Raw genomic sequence first — 22,496 nt, forward strand, 5'->3', positions numbered from 1 at the left:
AACAAAAAGATGACGCATTATACCCGATTCCCGAACAAACCGAAAACAAAACATGACTTCAGCCAAGCCCGAATTGCCCGACTATCTCGGCAACATCCGCATCATCCTTACCCGCACCAGCCATCCCGCCAATATCGGTTCTGCCGCTCGCGCCATGAAGACCATGGGGCTGCACAAACTCACCATTGTCGCCCCGAATTTAATGTCCACGCCGATGACCGGGCAGCCGCCCGTTTTCAACCCCGAAAACCCGCAAGACTTCCAACTGCCGGAGGAAAGTTTCATCCTCGCTTCCGGCGCGGCTGACGTATTGCACAACGCCGTGATTGCCGCCACACTCGACGAAGCCCTCGCCGACACCACGCTCGCCTGCGCCCTTACCAGCCGCCGCCGCGAAATCACCGCCCCGCTGCAAACCCCGCGCGAACTGGTTCCCGAATTATTGCAGGCAGCACAACGCGGAGAACAAGTTGCCCTCGTTTTCGGCAATGAAACCTTCGGCTTGAGCATCGAAGAAGTACAGGCGTGCAACCGTCTGATGACCATCAACGGCAACCCCGACTATTTCTCGCTCAACCTCGCCCAAGCCGTTCAAGTCGTGTGTTACGAAATCTTCAGCCAGACCGATATGCCCATGACTCACTTGCAACAAGAAGACCACGCCGCTACACACGAGCAAATCAAAGGCATGGTCGCCCACATGGAAAGCGTCATGGAAGACATCGGCTTCTTCAACCGCCGCAACAGCAAACGCCTGATGCGCCGTATGCAAAACCTGTTCGGCCGTGCCAACACGCAAACCGAAGACATCGATATCCTGCGCGGCTTTTTCAATACCGTCAGCCATTGCCTGAAGAAGAAAGACTGAAAAAGGTCGTCTGAAAACCTGCAATTAAGTTTTCAGACGACCTCAGCCAAACTATCAACCAGATACAGCCATGAACTACGCCCTAGATGCCCTATGGTGGAAACTCACCACCCCGTCCGTCCGCGACCTCGCTGCCTTGCTGACCGCCCCCCCCCTTTGGCAAAGCGGTTGCGAATTGAGCGTCCGCAAACTATTGGGCGAACGCGGCTTCCGCTATCTTTTGGATTTGGACGGTAATCCCGCCCCCTTAGACAACTATCTCGCCGAACACGCTCCCTTCGGCAACCGACTCGGTATCTACGCCGAACGCCTGCTCGCATTTTGGTTTGCCCATGCGCCGCATACCGAATTGCACGCCTATAACCTGCCCGTGTTTTCAGACGACCTCACGCAAGGCGCCGCCGATTTCATCACCTCCATCAACGGCAAACCCTACCACATCGAACTGACCTGCAAATATTACGGCAGCGACAGCGGCAAATCCGCAGACATGTGCGGACTCAATGCCAAAGACACCCTCGCCGCCAAAGCCGCCAAACTGCCCCGCCAACTTGCCTTGCTTCAATCCCCCGAAGGCAGCGAAACCCTGCGGCAAAACCGCCTCCCCGCCGCGCCGCAACCCGCCTCCGTCATACGCGGCATCGGCTTTTTCCCAGTTGGCGCAGATTCCGCCGAAGCCCCGTTGAATCCATACTGCTGGCGCGGAATCTTCATCCGCGACTGGTCGGCATATCCGACCCACGACGGCGCACGCTACCACCTCATCGACCGCATGGCATACCTTGCCCCTGCCCGCGTCGCCGAAGCGCAAACCCTGTCTGAGCGAGATGTCCGCCAAATCGAAAGCGGCTTAATCGCCAAACTCGAATTGCGCCCCGACGGCTTTTGGCATGAAATCGAACGCATCATGAAAGTTGCTTGAGTCCAAAGCATCCACACCTACAAACCATATAGCAAACATACTTAACTTTAAATACAGCATGTCATCAAATTCCGTCATTCCCGGTAAGTTGCGTATCGAAAATAAAGTAATTTAACTATATTTTCCAAATTGCCGATACAAAAAGGTCGTCTGAAACCTTTTATCTAAAATAAAGGTTTCAGACGACCTTGTCCGTCAGACTGAGAAATGTCCTACCTTACTCTTTCTTACCGGCCAAACCGATTTCCTGAATTTTACCGCCGTCGTTGATTTTAGCCTTACCGGCAATTTCTTCGGCTTTACTGCCGAAAAGCTTCAGCTCGTAACTGCCTTTTTCCACACCATCCTTCATGGCTTTGCCGCTCAAGCCTGAGCCGTTGCCCATGGCTTGGATGTCGGTTTTCGCCAATTCGACGTTATAGCCGCTATGCATTCCGCTGATGCTGCCGCTGCCTTGTTTCTTCTCAAAATCAACCGTGTAAGACAAACGCCCGCTGCGGTCGTCGCCGTTGAACGCAATACCTTTGTAGTTTATTTGTCCCAATTTAGGCAGATTACCGAAAGCAATGTCCTGCCCCTGAATTTCGTTAACATGAAAATCGAATGCCTCGGAACGTGTGCCATCTTTCGGATTGGTTTTCTGCTTTGCCAAAGTGGTGGCAACGATGGAATGGTTTTGTTTATACACCAAGAAATCACCGCGTTCCAATTCGATAAGTTGTCCGTTTACATTGATTTTTTTCACATAGTCAAAGTCGGAAACACGGTCGTTTTTCAGATAACCCGTATCCAAAACCCCGCCTTTTTTCAGGGTTTGGGTTTTACCGCCCCTGTCGGTCAACTCCAGTACGCCGCCGTCGGGAACAGATTCGGAAACAGTCAGTTGCTTCCAATCTTTTGCATTAGGATCAAGCGGCTTGGTCAGTCCGTCCGCCAAGCTGCTGCCTGCGCTGCTGCAAGCGGACAAAATGCAGGTGGCAGCCAAAACCGCCAATAAAGATTTCGCTTTCATTCGTTTCCTTTCATTCTCATGATTCATGACTATTGTGTCTCCGTATTTCGGTGGCAATGTCTGCAAACAAAATCCGTCCGAATCTTCGGATACACTCCGTAAGTTATACTATAACGGTTTTATGATGATATTCATGACTCAAATCAAAATAAATATACTGCATTATATCAGGCCTCTTTACTGCTTTTCTTACCATTGCTCCCGCCCTGACCGGCAAATACCTTATGTGCTTATTTTTCCACTACAATCCGCTACAAAGCAAACAGGTCGTCTGAAATTTGACGCCACTCTGCCCAAGTGTTATTAATAATTCCTATTCACAAACAAACAGGAATAAATATGAAAAAAGTTGGTAATAAAGTGGTCGTTGTGGGCTTGGGTGCGGTCGGTGTCAGCTACGCCTATTCCATGCTCAACCAAGCCTTGTGTGACGACATGGTTTTAATCGACATCAACCGCATGCGCGCGGAAGGTGAAGCGCGCGACTTCCGCCACGGAATGCCTTATGCCGCTTCGCCCGCGCGTATTTACGTCGGCGATTACGATGATTGTTCGGATGCAGACATCGTGTGTATTTGCGCGGGCGCGGCGCAGGCTCCCGGCGAAACCCGTTTGGACTTAATCGACAAAAACCTGCGCATCTTCCACGACATCATTTCAAAAGTCATGGCTTCCGGCTTTGACGGTATCTTCTTGGTTGCCTCCAATCCTGTGGACGTACTGTCTTATGCCGTCCTGCGCTTTTCAGGCCTGCCTAAAGAACGTGTTATCGGCTCGGGCACCATCCTTGACTCCGCCCGTTTCCGCGTTTGTCTGGGCAACGAATTCGACGTCGCGCCTTGGAGTGTCGATGCCATGATGATCGGCGAACACGGCGACAGTATCATTGCGCTTTGGAGCACCGCCAACATCGCCGGTATGTCGGTTCAGAAGATGTTGGAACAATCAGAAGACGGACAGGCGCGTATGGACAAAATCTATAACACCGTGCGCAATGCCGCCTACGAAGTCATCGCCGCCAAAGGCTCGACCAGCCACGGCATCGGCATGGGTTTGAGCCGTATCTCCAACGCCATCCTGCACAATCAAGGCGTCGTATTGCCCGTTTCCACCTTGCTTGAGGGCGAGTTCGGACAAAACGGCGTGTATATCGGCGTACCGACCGTCGTCAACCGCCAAGGTGCAGTCCGCATCATCGACCTGCAACTTTCAGACGACGAAGCCGAACGCTTTGCCCGCTCGGCGGATCTGTTGAAAAGCTATCAACGCAAAGTCGATGAAATGGTCGGGTAAATAGAATAGCGTCTGAATAAAACGTCGTCTGAAAACTGGAAATTTGGTTTTCAGACGACGTTTGCTATGTAGGGCGAAGTTAATCCGTCAATAGTCTAAATTCAAATATAGTGGATTAACTTTAAACCAGTACGGCGTTGCCTAGCCTTAGCTCAAAGAGAACGATTCTCTAAGGTGCTGAAGCACCAAGTGAATCGGTTCCGTACTATCTGTACTGTCTGCGGCTTCGTCGCCTTGTCCTGATTTAAAGTTAATCCACTATAAACAGCAAGAGAGCATTGAATACACAAAAGTGCGGTCAGATTTTCAAAAGTTTTTGCAAACCCTCTTTCAAACACAACCGCTTTCATCATCAAGCCCTGCCCGTACTCAAACCCGCTTTGCCGTTTTCCCACAAGGTTTTCAGTAAAACTTTCCACGCCGACAATTTGGGATCGGGCTGTTTGCCTTGCCCGATCAAGTCCATTTGCGTCATATACCAGTTCATTTCCAGCATCGCGCCTGCTTTTTTATCAACCAACGCCACGCCTGTTTGAATGCGGTCGGTTTGCACGGTTTGGTAGGTGCCGTTTTGCATTTTGTTTGCCAAGTCAGGGACTAAGGCAAACGGGCGGGCGACGCCGACTAAATCCAAATGGCCGCTGGATAAGGCGTCTTCCATGGCATTCTGCGAACGGAAGCCGCCGGTGATAATCAGTGGGGCTTGGCTGACTGCACGGGCTTTTTCGGCGTAATCGATGAAGAAGGCTTCGCGTTTGCGGGTGCTGTCTTTGGCGGCGAGCATGTGTGGGCTTTCATAGTTTCCACCAGAAACTTCAATAAAATCAATGCCCATTTCCGACAGTTTTTGTACCACTTGCACCGATTCGCTTTCGTCAAAACCGCCTTTTTGGAAATCCGCCGAATTGAGTTTTACGCCTACCAAGAAATCTTTGCCCACGGCAGCGCGAATAGCGGTGTAGGTTTCCAAAAGGAAGCGCATACGGTTTTCCAAACTGCCGCCCCATTGGTCTTGGCGGCGGTTGTGGTGCGGCGAGAGGAATTGGCTGATGAGATAGCCGTGCGCGGCGTGAATTTGTACGCCTGAAAAGCCTGCCTGTTCGGCAATTTTGGCGGTTTGCACGAATTGCTAAATCAGCCCGTTGATTTCATCGGCAGTCAATTCGCGCGGCGGATTGATAAAGCCGTCCATGCCCACCAACGGCACGGCGCTCGGCGCAAGCGGCGTTTTATTGACCATCGCAGGCGACTGTTTGCCCGCATGGTTGATTTGCATGATAAGCAACGTGTCGTTTTGCGTGCCGGCTTTCGCCCATTTTTTCAGCATTTCAAGGCTGCGGTCGTCTGAAATCACCACATCGTTTATCGAACCTTTACCGCTTTCGGCGACCATCACATTGCCCGTAACCAAAACGCCCGCGTCGACTTCTGCCCAAGTGCCGTACAGGCGGACGAGTTTTTCAGACGGCTGGTCGTTTTGGGCAAGTTGGTCTTCCATGGCGGATTTGAAGATACGGTTTTTGGCGGTTTTACCGTTTGGAAAAGTGAATGGCGTGAATAACATAATCGTTCCTTTAAGTTGATAAGTTTAAAAATGTAAACGTATTTGGGTAAAAATAAAGGGTTAACGGATAACCCTATTTTGAAAGCGGGCAATTTTGAGCCATCAAATCGGCAAGCTGTTTCAATTTCGCCACCGCATCCGCCATGGCGATACTGTAAAACCGCTCTTTGCCAACCTGCTCCACCGCCACCGCACCGGCTTGCAACATAATTTTCAAATGATGCGACACCGCAGGACGCGACAGATGCAGATGCTCGGTCAGCTCATTCACATTCATCCTGCCGTGTTCCCACAGCACGCGCAGGATTTGATGGCGGTTTTCATCGCTCAACACGGTAAAAATGGGAATGCACTCGCGCATTAAATTCATGGTTTGGTGTGGCATATTTGACCTTTTTAAGTTTATACATTTAAAAATGTAGACTCATTTTAAAGGAAATAATGGGGAGTATCAAAGGATGGTCGTTTCTTTGAATTGTAATGTTTCCGTCAGTGAGCAGAAATTTTAGGGTTTCAAAGCGGTTTTTCATAAGATTACTGCTTAATTTTCCTTAAATTATCAACCAAGTCATGAACTTCGGTAGATGGATTCAGCTCGCCATCTTTTTCGGCTTCTGCAAGGGCTTTTTTTGAGTTTGCTATTGCTGTTTCTATATAAGGTAACAAAACCCTATAAACACCTTGCTGCGCCTTATTGTAATTCATTGAAAATTTCTCGTCCCATTCTTTATTAAGTAAAGTAACACAATTATCACCAGCACTTTTATCGCCTGTTTTCACAATAGGTGCGCGAGAATATTTAAAATGGCAAAGATACCAATATTCAAAACTTGGGTAAGATACAATCAAATTTATATTGTGTTCCTTCGCCAACTTTTGTGCATAATCAAAGGTTTGATGTGCATCTCTATCAATGACACAATAAACTTCATCAAATTCTAAATGTTGACTTTGCTTATCTTTTTCTTCAATAGCAGTTTCAACCACTGATTTAGGATCAGAACCACGTCCAGAATAAACTTGAACATTTACCGAAGAAAGGTTTTTAGTAGAAATCAAGTCTTCAAAATAAAGTTTTTCCGTTTTCTTACCTTCGCAAACGATCAAAATGGTTTTATAAGCTTCTCGTTTTGGTGCTTTACGGGATAAATCTCGAGCTTTACGTTTTGCCATAGCTTTAATTCTCCCAAAAAGAGAAATGGAAATTAAAGTCCTGGAAAATAGGTTTTGCCCCATATTTACCGCTCAAATAATATTCTTCAATATCTTCACGATTGATATGCGGTTTAAAATCCGTTAATGGATAAAGCGTTGTTGATCTATCCTTATTTTTTTCACAAAACCAAATTTGATCCCGACGTAATAGATTTTTCCTTAACACAGATGTTTCATGTGTTGTAAAAATGAGCTGGGCATTTCTTTTGTTAATTGGGGAATTGAATAGTTTAACTAAAAACCTAACCAGATCTGGATGTAGGCTTTTATTTAATTCATCAATAACCAAAGTATCGCCATTATGCAAAACCGCCAGAATCAATCCTGAAAACTCAAATAATTTTTGGGTGCCATCTGATTCGTCTCCTAAATTTATTTTTTGTGGTTTATTTTCATTATCCAAATACACAAAAAAAGTCTCATGTTGGGCACTAAGATGTTGTTGTATATCTTTTAATATTTCCTCTTTAATGACATTAGGGATATCATCAGGAAGTCCCTCAAAATTTACTTTGGGTTTTTCAAAAACAATATCATCTAATTCGATACCTGCAGAACGCAACAACTGAATCATGATTTTTTTATCTTTTGCAGACTTTTTACATTGCCTTTTTGCCATCTCATTGCTGATTCTATCTGTGCTAATAATTGGAATTCTATTGATGAGGCTATGAAAAATAGGTTTGATTTGTTCACTATTTAAATGTGCTGCACTAGATAAGAATAGCTGATCCGGTCTAGTTTGATTTCTCCAACTCACTCTTTCGCCTTTGAAATAATCAGACATTTTCCAATCGTAGCTTTCGGTCTGTTGGTTATACTCACGGGAATACCAGTTTTGTTCGCGACCTTTTGGATAGACACTTAACCATTCTTCATGGATTTTTTTGTCATCAGCAATAAAGCCATAATCCACTCTAGTAGGTTGCAAACTACCTTCATCATTGAGTAAATCCACAACAAATGAAATGTCATAATGTGTTGGATTGTTTTTGTATGTTTCATCAAAAAGAAAAGATTCAGTTCTGATTGGTTCTTTCTCTTTCTTATTGAAGGAATTCGAAAGAATTTGAATCATTGAGTATAATGCCTTGATTACATTGGATTTGCCTGAAGCGTTAGCTCCATAAATAACGGCAGATTTTAATAAAGACGGTGTAGCGGGCGCATTACTGTCAAAATAGTTGTCCGGCATTTCCGTTCCTGAATCACGAACCAACGAAAGCGTCTGTTCTTGTTTGATTGAACGATAATTTTCAACAGAAAATTGGATTAACATAATAAAACCTTTTTTATTGCAATTTTAGGTAAAAAATACCTAATTTCTCATATTTTATCACCTTATTGCTTTCCTCTCAACTGTTCTAAATATTAAACCCAGAACACATTGGTCTACACTCCAAAATTCAGACAGCCTTTTCCCCGAGCTATTTAGAGCAAAAATAAACGTTAGTTAATGGAGAGCTTAATTCAAGCTCTCGAAAATCCTTACTTTCATAGATATTGACATTAGTGTAATAGACAATGGAAACCCATAAATTTATTATTTAGTAATTAAAAAGCATACAACGGCACATTCACTAGCCAATCCTGTTCCCGATAATCCGCCATGGAAAATCGAATTGCTTGTTCTGGCTGAAATTGTTCTACATACACTTTCAAACTTTTCGCTTTTAAATTTTCTTCTGCTTTGACTTCAATCGGAATCATAGCTTGCTTACGTTGCACAACAAAATCGACCTCTGCCGTGCCTTTTTCAGTTGCCCAATAAAAAACAGGGTTGTCTTGGGTGGCAATCAGTTGTTGCAGCACATATTGTTTGGTCATTACGCCTTTGGATTCGGTGAAAATTCGGTAAACATGTCGTCTGAAAACCAAATTTCCAGTTTTCAGACGACGTTTTCTGTTCACAAAACTCAGCGTTATTTCTCTGATTTCAACACCCGCTGACGGCGCGTTTCGCTCAACACCATGCCTGCGCTGACGGAGACGTTCATGCTTTCGACCGTGCCGAACATGGGTATCGATACCAGCATGTCGCAATGTTCGCGCGTCAGGCGGCGCATGCCTTCGCCTTCGTTGCCCATCACCCATGCCGCGCTGTCGGGCAGGTCGCAGTGATAGAGGTCGGCGTCACCGCCCATGTCGGTGCCGATGATCCAGATGCCGTATTCTTTCAGCTCGCGCAGGGTGCGGGCGAGGTTGGTTACGGTGATGTAGGGGACGGTTTCCGCCGCGCCGCAGGCGACTTTGCTGACGGTGGCGTTCAGTCCCGCGCTTTTGTCTTTCGGCGCGATGACGGCGTGTACGCCCATTGCGTCGGCGGTACGCAGGCACGCGCCGAGGTTGTGCGGGTCGGTAATGCCGTCGAGTATCAGCAAGAGCGGCGGTTCGCTCAGGTTTTCCAATACGTCTTCAAGGTGGACGTGGTTTTTGGAAGCGTCGATAAATCCGACTACGCCCTGATGCCGCGCACCTTTGCTAATGGCGTTGAGGCGGTCGGCGTCTGCGAAGTGTACGCGCACGTTTTCGTTTGCCGCTTTTTCCAACACGTCGCGCGTGCGGGCATCGTTTTTGCCTTCTTGGACGTAGAGTTCGGTAATCGATTTCGGGTTTTGCCACAGGCGGGCGTTGACGGCGTGGAAGCCGTAGATGAGTCTTTGGTTTGCCATGATTTTGCTTTATAAAAAATTTCAGACGACATTATAACAAGATAAGGTCGTCTGAAAGGGAAAGGTCGTCCCGTCAGGAGGCTGCGCACTCTGAAAACAAGTGTAACCGATTTCACTCAAATGCGACCGCCTACCGCATCAAATACCCCAACAGCCCGGAACTGCCGACGCCGTTCAACACGGTAACCAACATGGAAAACCTGCTTGCGGCAAGCACGGTCAGCGCAATGGCAATCAGCTCGTGCGGCTTGTCGGACACGAAATAAGGCGCGATGACGGAAATCAACACGCAACCCGGCGCGGCTTCCATCACGATTTGTGCGCGGCGGCTTAAGGTGCGGTTGCGCAAGGCGAAAAAACCAATAAGACGGGTGGAATACGTTACCGCCAGCATACTGGCAAACAACAGGAACGACTGCCAAGACAGCAAATCCTTCATTCCTTCTCTCCCCAAAGATAGGCGGCAAGCAGGCCGGAAATCGCGCCCATCGGCACATACCAATGCCCATCCACCGACAAATAAGTCCCGCACGCCACAATCAGGCTGACAAACCAAGGGCGTGCCGCCTTAAAGCTTTTCCACATTCCGCGCAGCAGCACCAAAAACACGGCGGGAAACGCCATGCCGAAGCCCCATGCCGCCACATCGCCGAACATCGGCCCGACCGCCGCACCAAACGCCGCAAAACCCGTCCAAGTGGTATAAAGGATAAAGCACACGCCAGCATAAAACGGCATATTGAACGCCGGCAGCCCCATCGCCTTGCGCTTTTGAATTTCCGCAAACGCCATCGCCCAACTTTCGTCGCACATAAAAAACAGCGCGGGCATGGCTTTTCTCAACGGCATATCCCGCATATAAGGCGCGATTGCCGCCCCCATCAGAATATGGCGCGAATTAATCATGAAGGTAACAGTGGCAATCAGCAGAATCGGCAATGGGTTTGCCCACAGGTTGACCGCTGCAAATTCCGAGCCTCCGGCGAAATTCATGCCCGTCATCATCAGCATTTCCAGCCAACTCATGCCCTTCTGACCACCCTGCATACCCAATATCAACGCCCACGGCAAAAGCCCGATGAGCATGGGTGAGGTTTCTTTGATGCCGCGTAGAAATTCGGATTGAGGGGAATTGGGGTGTGTCATTTTGTTGAGGAGATTAAAGAGGGTTTAGGGTTTGAAGATGAAGAATGAGGGGAGGTATTATACACAGTCGGGTAAACTTAAAAAGGTCGTCTGAAACGGGCTTCGATAAAGCAAAAATCATCGCCGCAAGACTTTAACACTTTTTAATCCTTGACAGGCATTTCACTATGAAAATATGCTAAATTTTTGATTAAAAACATCATTATTCATTAAGATGAACATTACGTTCAGCTTCGCATAGCAACCGCCTGGTCAAGATGTTTCACACAAACAACAAAGTAAGCTACAATCCCAAGCATTTCCTTCCCTTTAGAAGCAAACCCTATTGCGCCCTACAAATAAAAGGTTTCCTTATGTTACAAGGCAGTTTGGTTGCCCTGATTACCCCCATGAATCAAGACGGCAGCATCCATTACGAACAACTCCGCGATTTGATCGACTGGCATATCGAAAACGGTACTGACGGCATCGTCGCCGTCGGCACGACAGGTGAATCCGCCACACTCTCCGTCGAAGAGCATCTAAGCGTAATCGAAGAAACGGTCAAACACGTCAACAAGCGAGTCCCCGTTATCGCCGGCACCGGCGCCAACAATACCCTCGAAGCCATCGCGCTCTCCCGCGCCGCTGAAAAAGCCGGTGCAGACTACACCCTTTCCGTCGTTCCCTATTACAACAAGCCCTCCCAAGAAGGCATTTACCAACATTTCAAAACCATCGCCGAATCCACTTCGATTCCGATGATTATCTACAACGTACCCGGCCGCACCGTCGTCAGCATGACCAACGACACCATCCTGCGCCTCGCCAAAATCCCGAACATCGTCGGCGTCAAAGAAGCCAGCGGCAATATCAGCAACAATCTCGAATTAATCAAACACGCGCCCGAAGGTTTCACCATCCTTTCCGGCGATGACCCCACCGGCCTGCCCTTCATGCTCTGCGGCGGACACGGCGTCGTCACCGTTGCCGCCAATGTCGCCCCCAAACTCTTCGCCGACATGTGCCGCGCCGCCCTTGCAGGCGATATTGCGACCGCCCGTCAATTAAATGACCGCCTGATTCCGATTTATAACACTATGTTCTGCGAACCAAGCCCTGCCGCGCCCAAATGGGGCGTATCCGCGTTGGGCAAATGCGACCCTTATGTCCGCCTGCCGCTCGTTCCCCTGAGCGAAACAGGACAGGCAAAAGTCCGCGCCGCATTGCAAGAATCCGGACAACTCACCGCATAAACCGCAAAGGTCGTCTGAAAACCGTTTTCAGACGACCTGCCGTTAATCCATCACATCCCACAGGAAACCAATATGGCCTATATGAAACCTGTCGTCGTAGCAATCGCCCTGATCAGTATGACCGCTTGTTCAGGCAACAAAAAAGACCTGCCCAAGCTGGATTACCAAACCCAGACCCGCAAAATCGTCAAATTAGAAGTACCGCCTGATTTGAACAATCCCGATCAAGGCAACCTCTATCAAGTACCTGCGGGCAGCGGTGCCGTCCGCGCCAGCGATCTGAGCCGCCGCACATCAGCAACCCAACAAGCCGCCAACTCCGAAGTCCTCAAATCCGTCAAAGGCGTCCGTTTGGAGCGCGACGGCAACCAACGCTGGGTTGAAGTCCAAGGTAAATCTCCTGCCGAAATTTGGCCTTTGCTGAAAGCATTCTGGCAAGAAAACGGCTTCGACATCAAATCCGAAGAACCCGGTATCGGTCAAATGGAAACCGAGTGGGCTGAAAACCGCGCGAAAATTCCGCAAGACGGCCTGCGCCGCCTCCTGGACAAAGTCGGCTTAGGCGGCATCTATTCCACCAGCGAGCGCGATAAATTTATCATCCGTATCGAACAAAGCAAAAACGGCACGACCGACGTTTTCTTCGCCCACAAAGGTATGAAAGAAGTTTACGCAGACAAAAACAAAGATACGACCACATGGCAGCCTGCCGCTAACGACCCCAACCTTGAAGCCGCCTTCCTCGCACGCTTCATGCAATATATGGGCGTCGATCAGCAACAAGCCGAAAACGCGCTGACCCAAAGCGTTGCCAAACGCAGCGGCAACGAATTGGCGCGAATCGACGGCAACACCCTGCTCGTCTCCGGCGACTACGGCCGCAACTGGCGCCGCACCGCGCTCGCCCTCGACCGCATCGGCTTGAATGTCTTAGGTCAAAACATCGAACGCCACGCCTTCTTGGTTCAACAGGCACCTAACGAAAGCGAAGCCGTTTCCACGAAAAAACCGGGCTTCTTCAGCCGTATGTTTGGCAAAGGCAAAAAAGTTGAGAAACCGGCAGCCTACCCCGAAATCATCGTATTCGTCGAACCTGTGAACGGCGGTTCACGAATCCGCCTTCTCAACAAAGACGGCAGCGCATACAACGGCAGCGATGCCTCTACGCTCATCAGCCGTCTGCATACCGAATTGCGCTAACCCGCTTCTCAAAACCTCCTGTCCACAGGAGGTTTTTTTGCGCTTATCAAAAGCGACAAGCAAAATACAGTCATTCCCCAAATAGACCTGTCAATTTATGATTCAAGTATAAAATGAAGACATCAGATTGATTTTAAAGATGATTGACGCTTAAACATCAGCTAAGCGAAAGGTCGTCTAAAAATTGGATTCCCGTTTTCAGACGACCTCTTTTTAAACTCAGGCTTACCGTTTGATGATATTGCCGAATATCTTGCCCATATCGTTTAAGAAACGGGGTTCGCGCTGTATCAGGTAAACAATCAAAGGGATATTGCCGATGGCGACGATCAGGTAAAGCAGGGAAATGCTGTCGAACAACATCAGCAGTACCGCGCTTAAAATGGAAGCGGACACCATAAATACGCCGTTGATGAGGTTGTTGGCGGCGACGGCGTGGGCGCGGAAGGATTCGCTGCTGGCGGTTTGCAGCCAAGTGTAGAGCGGGACGGAGAAGAAGCCGCCGAAGAAGCCGATCAGCGTCATGACAAGCATAACGGGATACGCGATGCCTTGCGAGAGAAACCAAGTGATGCCGTTGAGTTCGGTAAAGCGTTGTCCGTTGGTCAGCCATACCAAAATCAAGCCGCTCACGGTCAAACCCATCGTACCGACAGTTACCAAGCCCAAGAGCAGGCGTTCGTGGCTGAGTTTGGCGCACAACACCGAGCCGGCGGCGATGCCGATGGAGAATAGGGCGAGCATGAGGTTGAAGACGTTGTCGTTGCCGCCCAGATGGATTTGCGTGAAGGTCGGCAGTTGGGTGGTGTAAACCGAGCCGATAAACCAAAACCACGAAATGCCGATGATGGAAGTGAAAACTGAATCATATTGCGCGGTTTCGCGCAGGAGCGCGTGTGTGCCTTTGACGATGTTCCATTCGATTTTGGTGTTGGGGGCTTTGGCGGGGACGCCGGGCATGAAGAGGCTGGTCAGCGTACCGCCGATGGCGACGAGCAATACTAAGATGCCGACGACGGAGGGTGGCAGACCTGCGACGGATGTGCCCAAAATCTGACCGAACAAAATGGCGATGAACGTTCCCGATTCGATCAGGCTGTTGCCCATAATCAGCTCTTTGTCGTTGAGATAATCGGGCAGGATGGCGTATTTCAGCGGGCCGAACAGCGTCGATTGCGCGCCCATGCAAAACAGGCAGACCAAGAGCAGCGGGGCAGATTGGATATAGAAGCCGAACGCCGCCACCGCCATAATCACGATTTCCAATACTTTGATCCAGCGCGCCAAGACGGCTTTGTCGAATTTGGTGCTCAATTGTCCCGACAGCGCGGAAAACAGGAAATACGGCAGGATAAACAGCAACGCGCCCAAGTTCAGCATTTGGCTGGTGGGCAGGAAGTCGTTTTTGCCCAAACCGTAAAAGCTGATCATCACAAACAGCGCGGTTTTGAACATATTGTCGTTGAATGCGCCCAGAAACTGCGTGCCGAATAGTGGGGCAAAACGGCGGCTGGTCGGGAAATTCAGATTGTCTTTTTTGAGGCTCATTTTTCGGATTCTTGTTCTTCTTCTGCTGTTTCGTCTTCAAGCAGTTTGTCGGTGGAATCGTCGTCCATCAGGATGCGGTGTGCCGGCCCTTCGAGATCGTCAAACTGTCCGTTTTTGCCCGACCACCAAAAAAAATAGCCGATGGCAAACGCCAAAATGATGCTGATGGGCACCAAAATAAACATACTTTCCATCACATCGCTCCGGTCAAATCGGTTAAGACGAAAGTCTGTCCCGATACGGTCAGATATTCGTTGCGCAGCGAGCCGACAAGGGTGTCGTCGAAAAACAGTTCGATACGGTCTTTCACGACGCGCCAATATTGCGGAGTCTCCGTTTGCTCGAAAGGAGCCAAAGCCTCCGCTGCCACGCCTTCTTCACTTTGCAGCTTGACGGCAAAACGCCCGCTCTGTGGTTGCGCTTCGGATTCGTCATCCGGCAGCATGATGAAAAAGCCCACATGGGCGCCTTGTTGCGTATGGATACTGAAATAGTGCATATCAAAGAATCTTAAAAGGCTGCCGCTGTTTTCAGACGACATAGTGAATACAAAAACTGTCTAAATGTAACAGTTTGACACGCCCCTGCAAAGGGCTTTGCGCCCCCGCGCTTGACAGATCGTCTGAAAACAAACCGTTTCCCTTTAAACATCAATATCTTCCTTTATCGCCTCCGGCATGTTCCAAGTCAAACATTAAGCCAAGCAGCCGACCCCGTTTTTTGCTAGAATAGCGCGGTTTACATTCATCAACCGATTTCAGACGACCCCGCCGAATCAGCGGCGGCAGAAGCCACACGGAAAGCAACATTCATAAAGTTTCCGCCATTCCGAATGTAACGATAATTTTTTCTTTCATAGATTTTACGCCACCAACCGATACGGCACGCCGCGCAGACGCTCGGCGCCGCCCTCAAGCGCATCCACTATGCCTGCGGGAGATGTTTGGCGGTATATTGACGACAAAGAACAGATTGCCGATACTGCCCACAAAGGTCGTCTGAAACCTTCAGGAGCCACAACAAATGACCCAAAAACTTATCTTAGTTTTGAACTGCGGCAGCTCATCCCTCAAAGGTGCCGTACTGGATAACGAAAGCGGCGAAGTCCTGCTCAGCTGCCTTGCCGAAAAACTCAACCTGCCCGATGCTTACATCACGTTCAAAGTAAACGGCGAAAAACACAAAGTCGACCTGTCTGCCAAGCCTGACCACACCGGCGCAGTTGAAGCCCTGATGGAAGAACTCAAAGCCCACGGCCTCGACAGCCGCATCGGTGCCATCGGTCACCGCGTCGTCAGCGGCGGCGAGTTGTACAGCGAATCCATCCTCGTTGACGACGAAGTTATCGCCGGCATCGAAAAATGTATTCCGCTCGCTCCGCTGCACAATCCTGCGCACCTTTTGGGTCTGCGTGCTGCACAAAGCATTTTCAAAGGTTTGCCCAACGTCGTCGTATTCGACACCGCCTTCCACCAAACCATGCCGGAACATGCCTACACCTACGCTATTCCGCATGAACTGTATGAAAAATACGGCTTGCGTCGCTACGGCGCACACGGTACCAGCTACCGCTACGTTTCCGATGAAACCGCCCGTTTCCTCGGTAAAGACAAAAAAGACCTGCGCATGGTGATTGCCCACTTGGGTAACGGCGCATCTATCGCCGCAGTTGCCAACGGTGAATGTAAAGATACCAGCATGGGTCTGACCCCGCTGGAAGGTTTGGTAATGGGTACACGCAGCGGCGATGTCGATCCTTCAGTTTTCAGCTTCTTGGCTGAAAATGCCAACATGACCATCACCCAAATCACCGACATGCTGAACAAAAAATCAGGTCTGCTCGGCATTTCAGGTTTGTCCAATGACTGCCGTACCATCGAAGAAGAAGCCGCCAACGGCCACGCAGGTGCCAAACTGGCTCTGGAAATCTTCATCTACCGCCTCGCCAAATACATCGGCAGCATGGCTGTCGCAGCCGGCGGTCTTGACGCACTCGTCTTCACCGGCGGTATCGGCGAAAACTCCGACATCATTCGCGAACGCGTACTCGGCTACTTGGGCTTCCTCGGTCTGAAAGCCGACCACGAAGCCAACCTGAAAGCCCGCTTCGGTAACGCAGGCGTGATTACGACTGCCGACAGCGCAGCCGTCGCCGTTGTGATTCCGACCAACGAAGAATTGATGATTGCACACGACACCGCCCGTCTGAGCGGCCTGTAATACAGCGCATCATCCGATAAAAAACCTGCCCGAAGCGGCAGGTTTTTTTGTTGCCGACTGTTTTTGACGGCCTATTCAGACGACTTAATTTTGAAAGTGTTGTAAATAAAATAATAAAAATCAGATGTATAAAATTTCAATAAGAAAAATTTGAATAAATATAGAAAATCTTATTCAAACTATAAAAAATCTTAGTTATAATCAGCATATCTAAAGTTAGCCGCCGATGTGCGATCGATTTACTAAGGAATACTACCATGCTGTTGGCACTTTCCCTGCGCGATTTTGTCATTGTTGAAAACCTCAATCTGGATTTCCAAAGCGGTTTTACTGTTTTGACCGGCGAAACAGGCGCGGGCAAATCGATTACGTTGGACGCAATCGGGCTTCTGTTGGGCGACAAAGCCGATTACAGCCAAGTCCGCAGCGGCGCGAAGGAAGCGCAGTTGTCGGCATTGTTTGACATCAGCCTTTTGCCCGATCTCAAAGCCCAATTGCAAGAGCAGGGTTTTCTAGACGAAGACGCGGAAGAACTCAGCATCCGCCGCATCATCGATGCCAAAGGGAAAAGCCGCAGCTTTATCAACAATCAGGCAGCCACGCTAGCGCAGCTCAAAGCCGTCGGCGGACAGCTTATCGACATTCACGGGCAAAACGCCCACCATTCCCTCAATCAAGAATCCGCCCAGCGCGAATTGTTGGACGCATTTGCGGGCAGCAAAGAGCAGGCGGAAACCGTCAGACAGCTTTATCAAAACTGGGTCAACGCTAAAAAAGCCCTCCAAGAAGCGCAGGAACACGCCGAGACCATCATTATCGAGCGTGAGCGTTTGGAATGGCAGTTCAACGAATTGAACCAGTTGGACGTTAAACAAGGCGAATGGGAAGCCCTCAGCCAAAGCCACGACAGCCTTGCCCATTCCGCCGAATTGCTGCAAGCCGCCGAAGAAGTCGGTGACTACATTGATGGTGACAACGGCATCCAACGTCAAATTTATCAATGCCAAAAACTGTTGACCAATCTGCAAAACATTGAGCCGCGTTTCGCCGAGAGCCTGAATATGCTGGCGAGCATTGAAGCCGAATTGGGCGAAATCAGTGCCAATATGCGCGACGTCGCAGGCCGCAGCGATATCGATCCCAACGAATTGGCGGCGCAGGAACAGCGCATGGGCGAGCTGATGGGGATGGCGCGGAAATACCGCATCGAGCCTGAAGCCTTGCCGCAAAAGCTGGCTGAAATCGACGAGCGTCTGCAAAGCCTGCAAGCCGCCGCCGATTTGGAAGCGTTGACGCAAACCGTTGCCCGCAATCTTGCCGAATATCAGGAAGCCGCCCACGTTCTTTCCGCCATGCGCCATCAGGCGGCGGGCAGATTGGGCGAGGAAACGACCGGAAATATGCAGCATCTCGCCATGAAAGGCGCGCGTTTCGACATCGTCCTGCTGCCGTCTTCCCCCACTGCGCACGGTTTGGAGCAGGTACAGTTTCAAGTTGCCGCCAACAAAGGCAATCCGTCCCGTCCGCTGAACAAAGTCGCGTCCGGCGGCGAACTTGCCCGCATCAGCCTTGCCTTGCAGGTAGTCACCAGCCAATACACGCAAGTTCCCACGCTGATTTTTGACGAAGTCGATACCGGTATCGGCGGCGGCGTGGCGGAAATGGTCGGCAAAGCCCTGCGCGCTTTGGGCAAAAAGCACCAAGTGCTCGCCGTGACCCACCTTCCGCAAGTCGCTTCCTGCGGTGAAAACCATTGGCAGGTTCGCAAACACAGCGAAGGCGAACAAACCGTCAGCGAAATCAGCGTGTTGGATCACCAGCAGCGCATCGAAGAAATCGCCCGTATGCTTGGCGGAGAAATCATTACCGATACGACCCGCAGCCATGCCGCAGAGTTAATCAGTCTTGCCGCCGCTTAAACGCAGAATCGAAGAGGTCGTCTGAAAAGGCAGTTTGTGTGCAACCCAATTCACAAACCGTTTTTCAGACGACCTCTTTGCCAAACTGCCCGCGCCCTTTCAGACGACCTCAATACAAGGTATGATTACGTCGTTTGTTTATAAGGAAGTTCCCATGAAAGTCCTGTTTATTGCCGATCCGATGGCAAGTTTCAAAACCTATAAAGACACCACCTATGCGATGATGCGCGAGATGGCAAAACGCGGCTGGCAGCTTTTCCATACCTTGAGCGGCGAGTTGTCCGTGCAGCAAGGATTGGTGACTGCTCAGGCTGCGCCGTTTGAGTTTCTCGGCGCGAAAAACGATGATGATCATGAGTGGTTTAAAGCGGCAGACAAAGTTCAGACGACCTTGAAAGACTTCGATGCCGTCATTATGCGCACCGACCCGCCGTTTGATATGCAATATCTCTACGCCACCCAATTCCTGACGCTGGCGGAACAGCAGGGCGCGAAGGTCTTTAACAGCGGACAGGCGATGCGCGACTTCAATGAAAAATTGGCGATTTTGAACTTCAGCCAGTTCACTGCGCCTACGTTGGTAACGACCCGTTCCGCCGATGTCCGCGCATTTTTGAAAGAACACGGCGACATCATCATCAAACCGCTCGACGGCATGGGCGGCATGGGCATTTTCCGTCTGACCGAAAAAGACCCCAATATCGGCAGCATCCTCGAAACCCTGATGCAGCTTGATTCCCGCACTATCATGGCGCAACGCTATATCCCCGAAATCGTCCACGGCGACAAACGCATCCTGATTATCGGTGGCGAAGTCGTCCCCTATGCTTTGGCGCGTATTCCGCAAAACGGCGAAACACGCGGCAACCTTGCAGCAGGCGGGCGCGGCGTGGCGCAGGAATTAAGCGAACGCGACCGGGAAATTGCCGAAACCCTCGCCCCCGAACTCAAACGCCGCGGCATCTTGCTTGCGGGTTTGGACGTCATCGGCAGCAATCTGACCGAAGTCAACGTTACCAGCCCGACCGGTTTCCAAGAAATCATGAAACAAAAAAACTTCGACGTCGCCGCGATGTTTGCCGACGCTGTCGAGGCTTGGTCTAAACAATAATCCCAAAAGGTCGTCTGAAACTCGAATCTGTTTTAGCAAAATCTGCTTTGCTCATTTTGGCGAAACCCGCTTCGCTCGTTTTGGCAAAACTCTCTGCACTCGTTTTCAGACGACTTCCTTTTATTTATATAAACATTTACACAAACATTATTGATGAAACCATCTTCTTACGCTGCCGATAAAAAAGGCAAAAGCGGCATCAAACGCATCATCAACGCATTCGGCTATTCCAAAGACGGGCTTGCCGCCGCCTACCGCTATGAAAGCGCGTTCCGCCAAGTATTGTGGCTGAACCTGATTTTGATTGTCTTGACCTTCATCCTCAATTTCGACTCCGCGACCAAAATGCTGCTGATTATCGCGTCGTTTGTTTCGCTGATTACCGAATTGTTCAACACCGCCGTCGAAGCTGCCGTCGATCACACGTCCACTGAAAAACACGAGTTGGCAAAACGCGCCAAAGATGCCAGCTCCGCCGCGCAATTACTCGCTTTGACGATGTTGGGCATCGTGTGGGCGATTGCATTGTGGCGCGGGTATGTTTGAATTTACTTTAAGATGATTTATACTCACTAAGTATTAATTCTCATGAATTAATTTGAATCATTTTGTTTAATCTGAGTCAAAGCATTCAGACGACCTTTGCCTGTAAGATAAAAAACAGTATTATCAACATGCAATGTCGCGCGGAAGGATTTTCGCCGCAACAAACCCACTCATTTCATCATAAAGGAGCAATACATGAAAAAATTATTGGTAACCCTGATTGCAGCAGGCTTGGTATCTACCGCATCCGCAGCCGGCATTAAAGTTGAAGACGGCTGGGCGCGTTCTACTGTCGAAGGCATGAAAATGGGCGGCGCGTTCATGAAAATCCACAACGATGAAGCCAAACAAGACTTCTTGGTTGGCGGCAGCAGCCCGGTTGCCGATCGCGTTGAAGTGCATACCCATGTCAACGACAACGGCGTAATGCGTATGCGCGAAGTTAAAGGCGGCATCCCGCTGGAAGCAAAAGGAGTAACCGAGCTGAAACCAGGCAGCTACCACGTTATGTTCATGGGTCTGAAAAAAACGCTGAAAGAAGGCGAAAAAGTACCTGTTACCCTGAAATTCAAAAACGCCAAACCTCAAACCGTACAACTGGAAGTGAAAACCGCACCGCAATCCGGCATGGACCACGGTCACGGCCATGACCACGGTGGCGCGCATCAACACTAATCGTTCATAGTTTGAATTCAAAAGGTCGTCTGAATATTTTCAGACGACCTTTTTGTTATTTTGATTGAGCAAATTCAATCATTTCTTGCAGTATGAAATTCATCCGAAAGCCATTTCTCTTTTAGGGCCTTCCTTATCCCTTCATCAAAATGTGCTAAAATCCGCCTTTAAAAACTGCTGTTTCCTACCCATATCCCCTTCATGGACATTACTCAACAACCTTCAAACATCATCGTCGGGCTCTCCGGCGGTGTCGATTCCTCCGTAACCGCCGCCTTGCTCAAACAGCAGGGTTATCAAGTGCGCGGTGTGTTTATGCAAAACTGGGAAGACGACGACAATGACGAATATTGCAGCATCAAGCAAGACTCTTTCGATGCCATTGCCGTCGCCGACATCATCAGTATAGACATCGACATCGTCAATTTTGCCGCCCAATACAAAGACAACGTATTCGCCTATTTCCTCAAAGAATACAGCGCGGGGCGCACGCCGAATCCGGATGTGTTGTGCAACGCCGAAATCAAATTCAAATGCTTTTTGGACTATGCCATAGAGCAGGGCGCGGATACCATTGCCACCGGACACTATGCGCGCAAAGAAGTCCGCAACGGCGTGCATTACCTGCTCAAAGGTTTGGATCAAAACAAAGACCAAAGCTATTTCCTCTACCGCCTCAAGCCTTTCCAACTCGAGCGCGCGATTTTCCCGTTGGGCGATTTGGAAAAACCTGAAGTCCGCCGCCTTGCCGCCGAATTCAATTTGCCGACTGCCGCCAAAAAAGACAGTACCGGCATCTGCTTCATCGGCGAACGTCCGTTCCGCGAGTTCTTGCAAAAATACCTGCCGACCAACAACGGTAAAATGGTGACGCCCGAAGGAAAAATCGTCGGCGAACACGTCGGGCTGATGTTCTACACGCTCGGACAGCGCAAAGGATTGGGCATCGGCGGAGCGGGCGAACCGTGGTTTGTCGCCGCGAAGGATTTGACGAAAAACGAACTCATCGTCGTGCAAGGTCATGACCATCCGCTGCTCTACACCCGCAGCCTCGTCATGAACGATTTGAGTTTCACCCTGCCCGAACGCCCGAAAGAAGGGCGCTACACCTGCAAAACCCGCTACCGCATGGCAGACGCGCCCTGCGAATTGCGTTATCTGGATGATGAAACGGTCGAGCTGGTGTTCGACGAACCGCAATGGGCGGTAACGCCCGGTCAATCCGCTGTGCTGTACGACGGCGATGTCTGCTTGGGCGGCGGCATTATCATGTCCACCGACAAGCCCGTCATTATTACCGCTTGAATAAAAAAGACAAAAGGTCGTCTGAAAACCATTACGGCAGGTTTG

The 22,496-nt window shown here is 49.7% G+C and carries 21 protein-coding genes and 2 pseudogenes; 11 read left to right on the forward strand and 12 right to left on the reverse strand.

Annotation, left to right across the window (positions count from 1 at the left end; translation table 11 throughout):
• The first annotated feature begins 52 nt into the window (after window positions 1–52).
• Both DBY90_RS06595 and DBY90_RS06600 read left to right on the forward strand, forming a co-directional pair.
• Entirely contained in the window at window positions 53–868 is an 816-nt protein-coding gene (locus tag DBY90_RS06595) for an RNA methyltransferase (protein WP_070492822.1), read from the forward strand.
• 70 nt (window positions 869–938) lie between these two features.
• Complete coding sequence (locus DBY90_RS06600) at window positions 939–1,790, forward strand: DUF1853 family protein (RefSeq protein WP_070492824.1); 852 nt, start codon at window positions 939–941, stop codon at window positions 1,788–1,790.
• A gap of 217 nt (window positions 1,791–2,007) precedes the next feature.
• On the opposite strand, the gene DBY90_RS06605 is transcribed toward DBY90_RS06600, so the two are convergent.
• A complete protein-coding gene (locus DBY90_RS06605; RefSeq protein WP_107986864.1) occupies window positions 2,008–2,802 on the reverse strand; it encodes a factor H-binding protein in 795 nt (264 codons plus the stop codon).
• A gap of 339 nt (window positions 2,803–3,141) precedes the next feature.
• On the opposite strand from DBY90_RS06605, the gene DBY90_RS06610 reads away from it, so the two are divergent.
• Entirely contained in the window at window positions 3,142–4,095 is a 954-nt protein-coding gene (locus DBY90_RS06610) for an L-lactate dehydrogenase (protein WP_107986866.1), read from the forward strand.
• Window positions 4,096–4,447: 352 nt separating this feature from the next.
• Here DBY90_RS06610 and DBY90_RS06620 read toward each other — a convergent pair.
• From DBY90_RS06620 to DBY90_RS06655, 8 genes and pseudogenes are all read right to left on the reverse strand, one after another.
• Window positions 4,448–5,659: pseudogene (locus DBY90_RS06620) on the reverse strand (NADH:flavin oxidoreductase/NADH oxidase family protein).
• 73 nt (window positions 5,660–5,732) lie between these two features.
• Window positions 5,733–6,044, reverse strand: coding sequence for an ArsR/SmtB family transcription factor (locus DBY90_RS06625; RefSeq protein WP_049229110.1), 312 nt, complete (start codon window positions 6,042–6,044; stop codon window positions 5,733–5,735).
• 149 nt (window positions 6,045–6,193) lie between these two features.
• Entirely contained in the window at window positions 6,194–6,832 is a 639-nt protein-coding gene (locus DBY90_RS06630) for an RloB family protein (RefSeq protein WP_049229109.1), read from the reverse strand.
• Window positions 6,833–6,836: 4 nt separating this feature from the next.
• Complete coding sequence (locus DBY90_RS06635) at window positions 6,837–8,153, reverse strand: AAA family ATPase (RefSeq protein WP_049229107.1); 1,317 nt, start codon at window positions 8,151–8,153, stop codon at window positions 6,837–6,839.
• A gap of 275 nt (window positions 8,154–8,428) precedes the next feature.
• A pseudogene (locus tag DBY90_RS06640) lies at window positions 8,429–8,728 on the reverse strand (DUF4143 domain-containing protein); the annotation flags it as partial.
• Window positions 8,729–8,796: 68 nt separating this feature from the next.
• The gene (rlmB, locus tag DBY90_RS06645) at window positions 8,797–9,546 is read right to left on the reverse strand and encodes a 23S rRNA (guanosine(2251)-2'-O)-methyltransferase RlmB (protein WP_049229104.1); all 750 of its coding nucleotides are present in this window, start codon (window positions 9,544–9,546) and stop codon (window positions 8,797–8,799) included.
• Window positions 9,547–9,676: 130 nt separating this feature from the next.
• Window positions 9,677–9,985, reverse strand: coding sequence for an AzlD family protein (locus DBY90_RS06650; RefSeq protein ID WP_070492840.1), 309 nt, complete (start codon window positions 9,983–9,985; stop codon window positions 9,677–9,679).
• The gene (locus DBY90_RS06655) at window positions 9,982–10,692 is read right to left on the reverse strand and encodes an AzlC family ABC transporter permease (protein ID WP_070492842.1); all 711 of its coding nucleotides are present in this window, start codon (window positions 10,690–10,692) and stop codon (window positions 9,982–9,984) included. Before DBY90_RS06655 ends, DBY90_RS06650 begins: the two co-directional genes overlap by 4 nt.
• Before the next feature lie 353 nt (window positions 10,693–11,045).
• On the opposite strand from DBY90_RS06655, the gene dapA reads away from it, so the two are divergent.
• Together dapA and bamC are read left to right on the forward strand one after the other, a co-directional pair.
• Window positions 11,046–11,927, forward strand: a complete 882-nt coding sequence (gene dapA, locus DBY90_RS06660; RefSeq protein ID WP_070492844.1) for a 4-hydroxy-tetrahydrodipicolinate synthase — start codon at window positions 11,046–11,048, stop codon at window positions 11,925–11,927.
• Window positions 11,928–11,999: 72 nt separating this feature from the next.
• Window positions 12,000–13,127 carry an outer membrane protein assembly factor BamC gene (gene bamC / locus DBY90_RS06665; RefSeq protein ID WP_107986868.1) on the forward strand — a complete coding sequence of 376 codons (1,128 nt, stop codon included), beginning with the start codon at window positions 12,000–12,002 and terminating at the stop codon, window positions 13,125–13,127.
• 225 nt (window positions 13,128–13,352) lie between these two features.
• Here bamC and DBY90_RS06670 read toward each other — a convergent pair whose 3' ends face one another.
• From DBY90_RS06670 to DBY90_RS06680, 3 genes are read right to left on the reverse strand one after another with little or no spacing between them, the layout of a single operon-like run.
• On the reverse strand, window positions 13,353–14,675 hold the full coding sequence (locus DBY90_RS06670; protein WP_107986870.1) for an MFS transporter: 1,323 nt from the start codon (window positions 14,673–14,675) through the stop codon (window positions 13,353–13,355).
• Complete coding sequence (ccoS, locus tag DBY90_RS06675) at window positions 14,672–14,869, reverse strand: cbb3-type cytochrome oxidase assembly protein CcoS (RefSeq protein WP_199904701.1); 198 nt, start codon at window positions 14,867–14,869, stop codon at window positions 14,672–14,674. Before ccoS ends, DBY90_RS06670 begins: the two co-directional genes overlap by 4 nt.
• A complete protein-coding gene (locus tag DBY90_RS06680; protein WP_070492850.1) occupies window positions 14,869–15,174 on the reverse strand; it encodes an HLGFF motif protein in 306 nt (101 codons plus the stop codon). The genes ccoS and DBY90_RS06680 overlap by 1 nt, the downstream gene beginning before the upstream one ends.
• 524 nt (window positions 15,175–15,698) lie before the next feature.
• Between DBY90_RS06680 and DBY90_RS06685 the strand changes: the two genes are divergently transcribed.
• The 6 genes from DBY90_RS06685 (at window position 15,699) to mnmA (ending at window position 22,451) form a co-directional block, all read left to right on the forward strand.
• Window positions 15,699–16,895: an acetate kinase gene (locus tag DBY90_RS06685; protein ID WP_070492852.1), complete on the forward strand. Its 1,197-nt coding sequence runs from the start codon at window positions 15,699–15,701 to the stop codon at window positions 16,893–16,895.
• A 257-nt stretch (window positions 16,896–17,152) separates the two neighbouring features.
• Window positions 17,153–18,814, forward strand: coding sequence for a DNA repair protein RecN (gene recN, locus DBY90_RS06690; RefSeq protein WP_070492854.1), 1,662 nt, complete (start codon window positions 17,153–17,155; stop codon window positions 18,812–18,814).
• A gap of 154 nt (window positions 18,815–18,968) precedes the next feature.
• Window positions 18,969–19,925 carry a glutathione synthase gene (gshB, locus tag DBY90_RS06695; protein WP_070492856.1) on the forward strand — a complete coding sequence of 319 codons (957 nt, stop codon included), beginning with the start codon at window positions 18,969–18,971 and terminating at the stop codon, window positions 19,923–19,925.
• 153 nt (window positions 19,926–20,078) lie between these two features.
• Complete coding sequence (locus DBY90_RS06705) at window positions 20,079–20,471, forward strand: diacylglycerol kinase (RefSeq protein ID WP_070492859.1); 393 nt, start codon at window positions 20,079–20,081, stop codon at window positions 20,469–20,471.
• Between the two features lie 195 nt (window positions 20,472–20,666).
• A complete protein-coding gene (locus DBY90_RS06710; RefSeq protein WP_070492861.1) occupies window positions 20,667–21,146 on the forward strand; it encodes a copper chaperone PCu(A)C in 480 nt (159 codons plus the stop codon).
• A 201-nt stretch (window positions 21,147–21,347) separates the two neighbouring features.
• Window positions 21,348–22,451, forward strand: a complete 1,104-nt coding sequence (mnmA, locus tag DBY90_RS06715; RefSeq protein WP_070492863.1) for a tRNA 2-thiouridine(34) synthase MnmA — start codon at window positions 21,348–21,350, stop codon at window positions 22,449–22,451.
• Window positions 22,452–22,496 lie beyond the last annotated feature (45 nt).

It is taken from the genome of Neisseria mucosa (assembly GCF_003044445.1).
Classification (GTDB): domain Bacteria; phylum Pseudomonadota; class Gammaproteobacteria; order Burkholderiales; family Neisseriaceae; genus Neisseria; species Neisseria mucosa_A.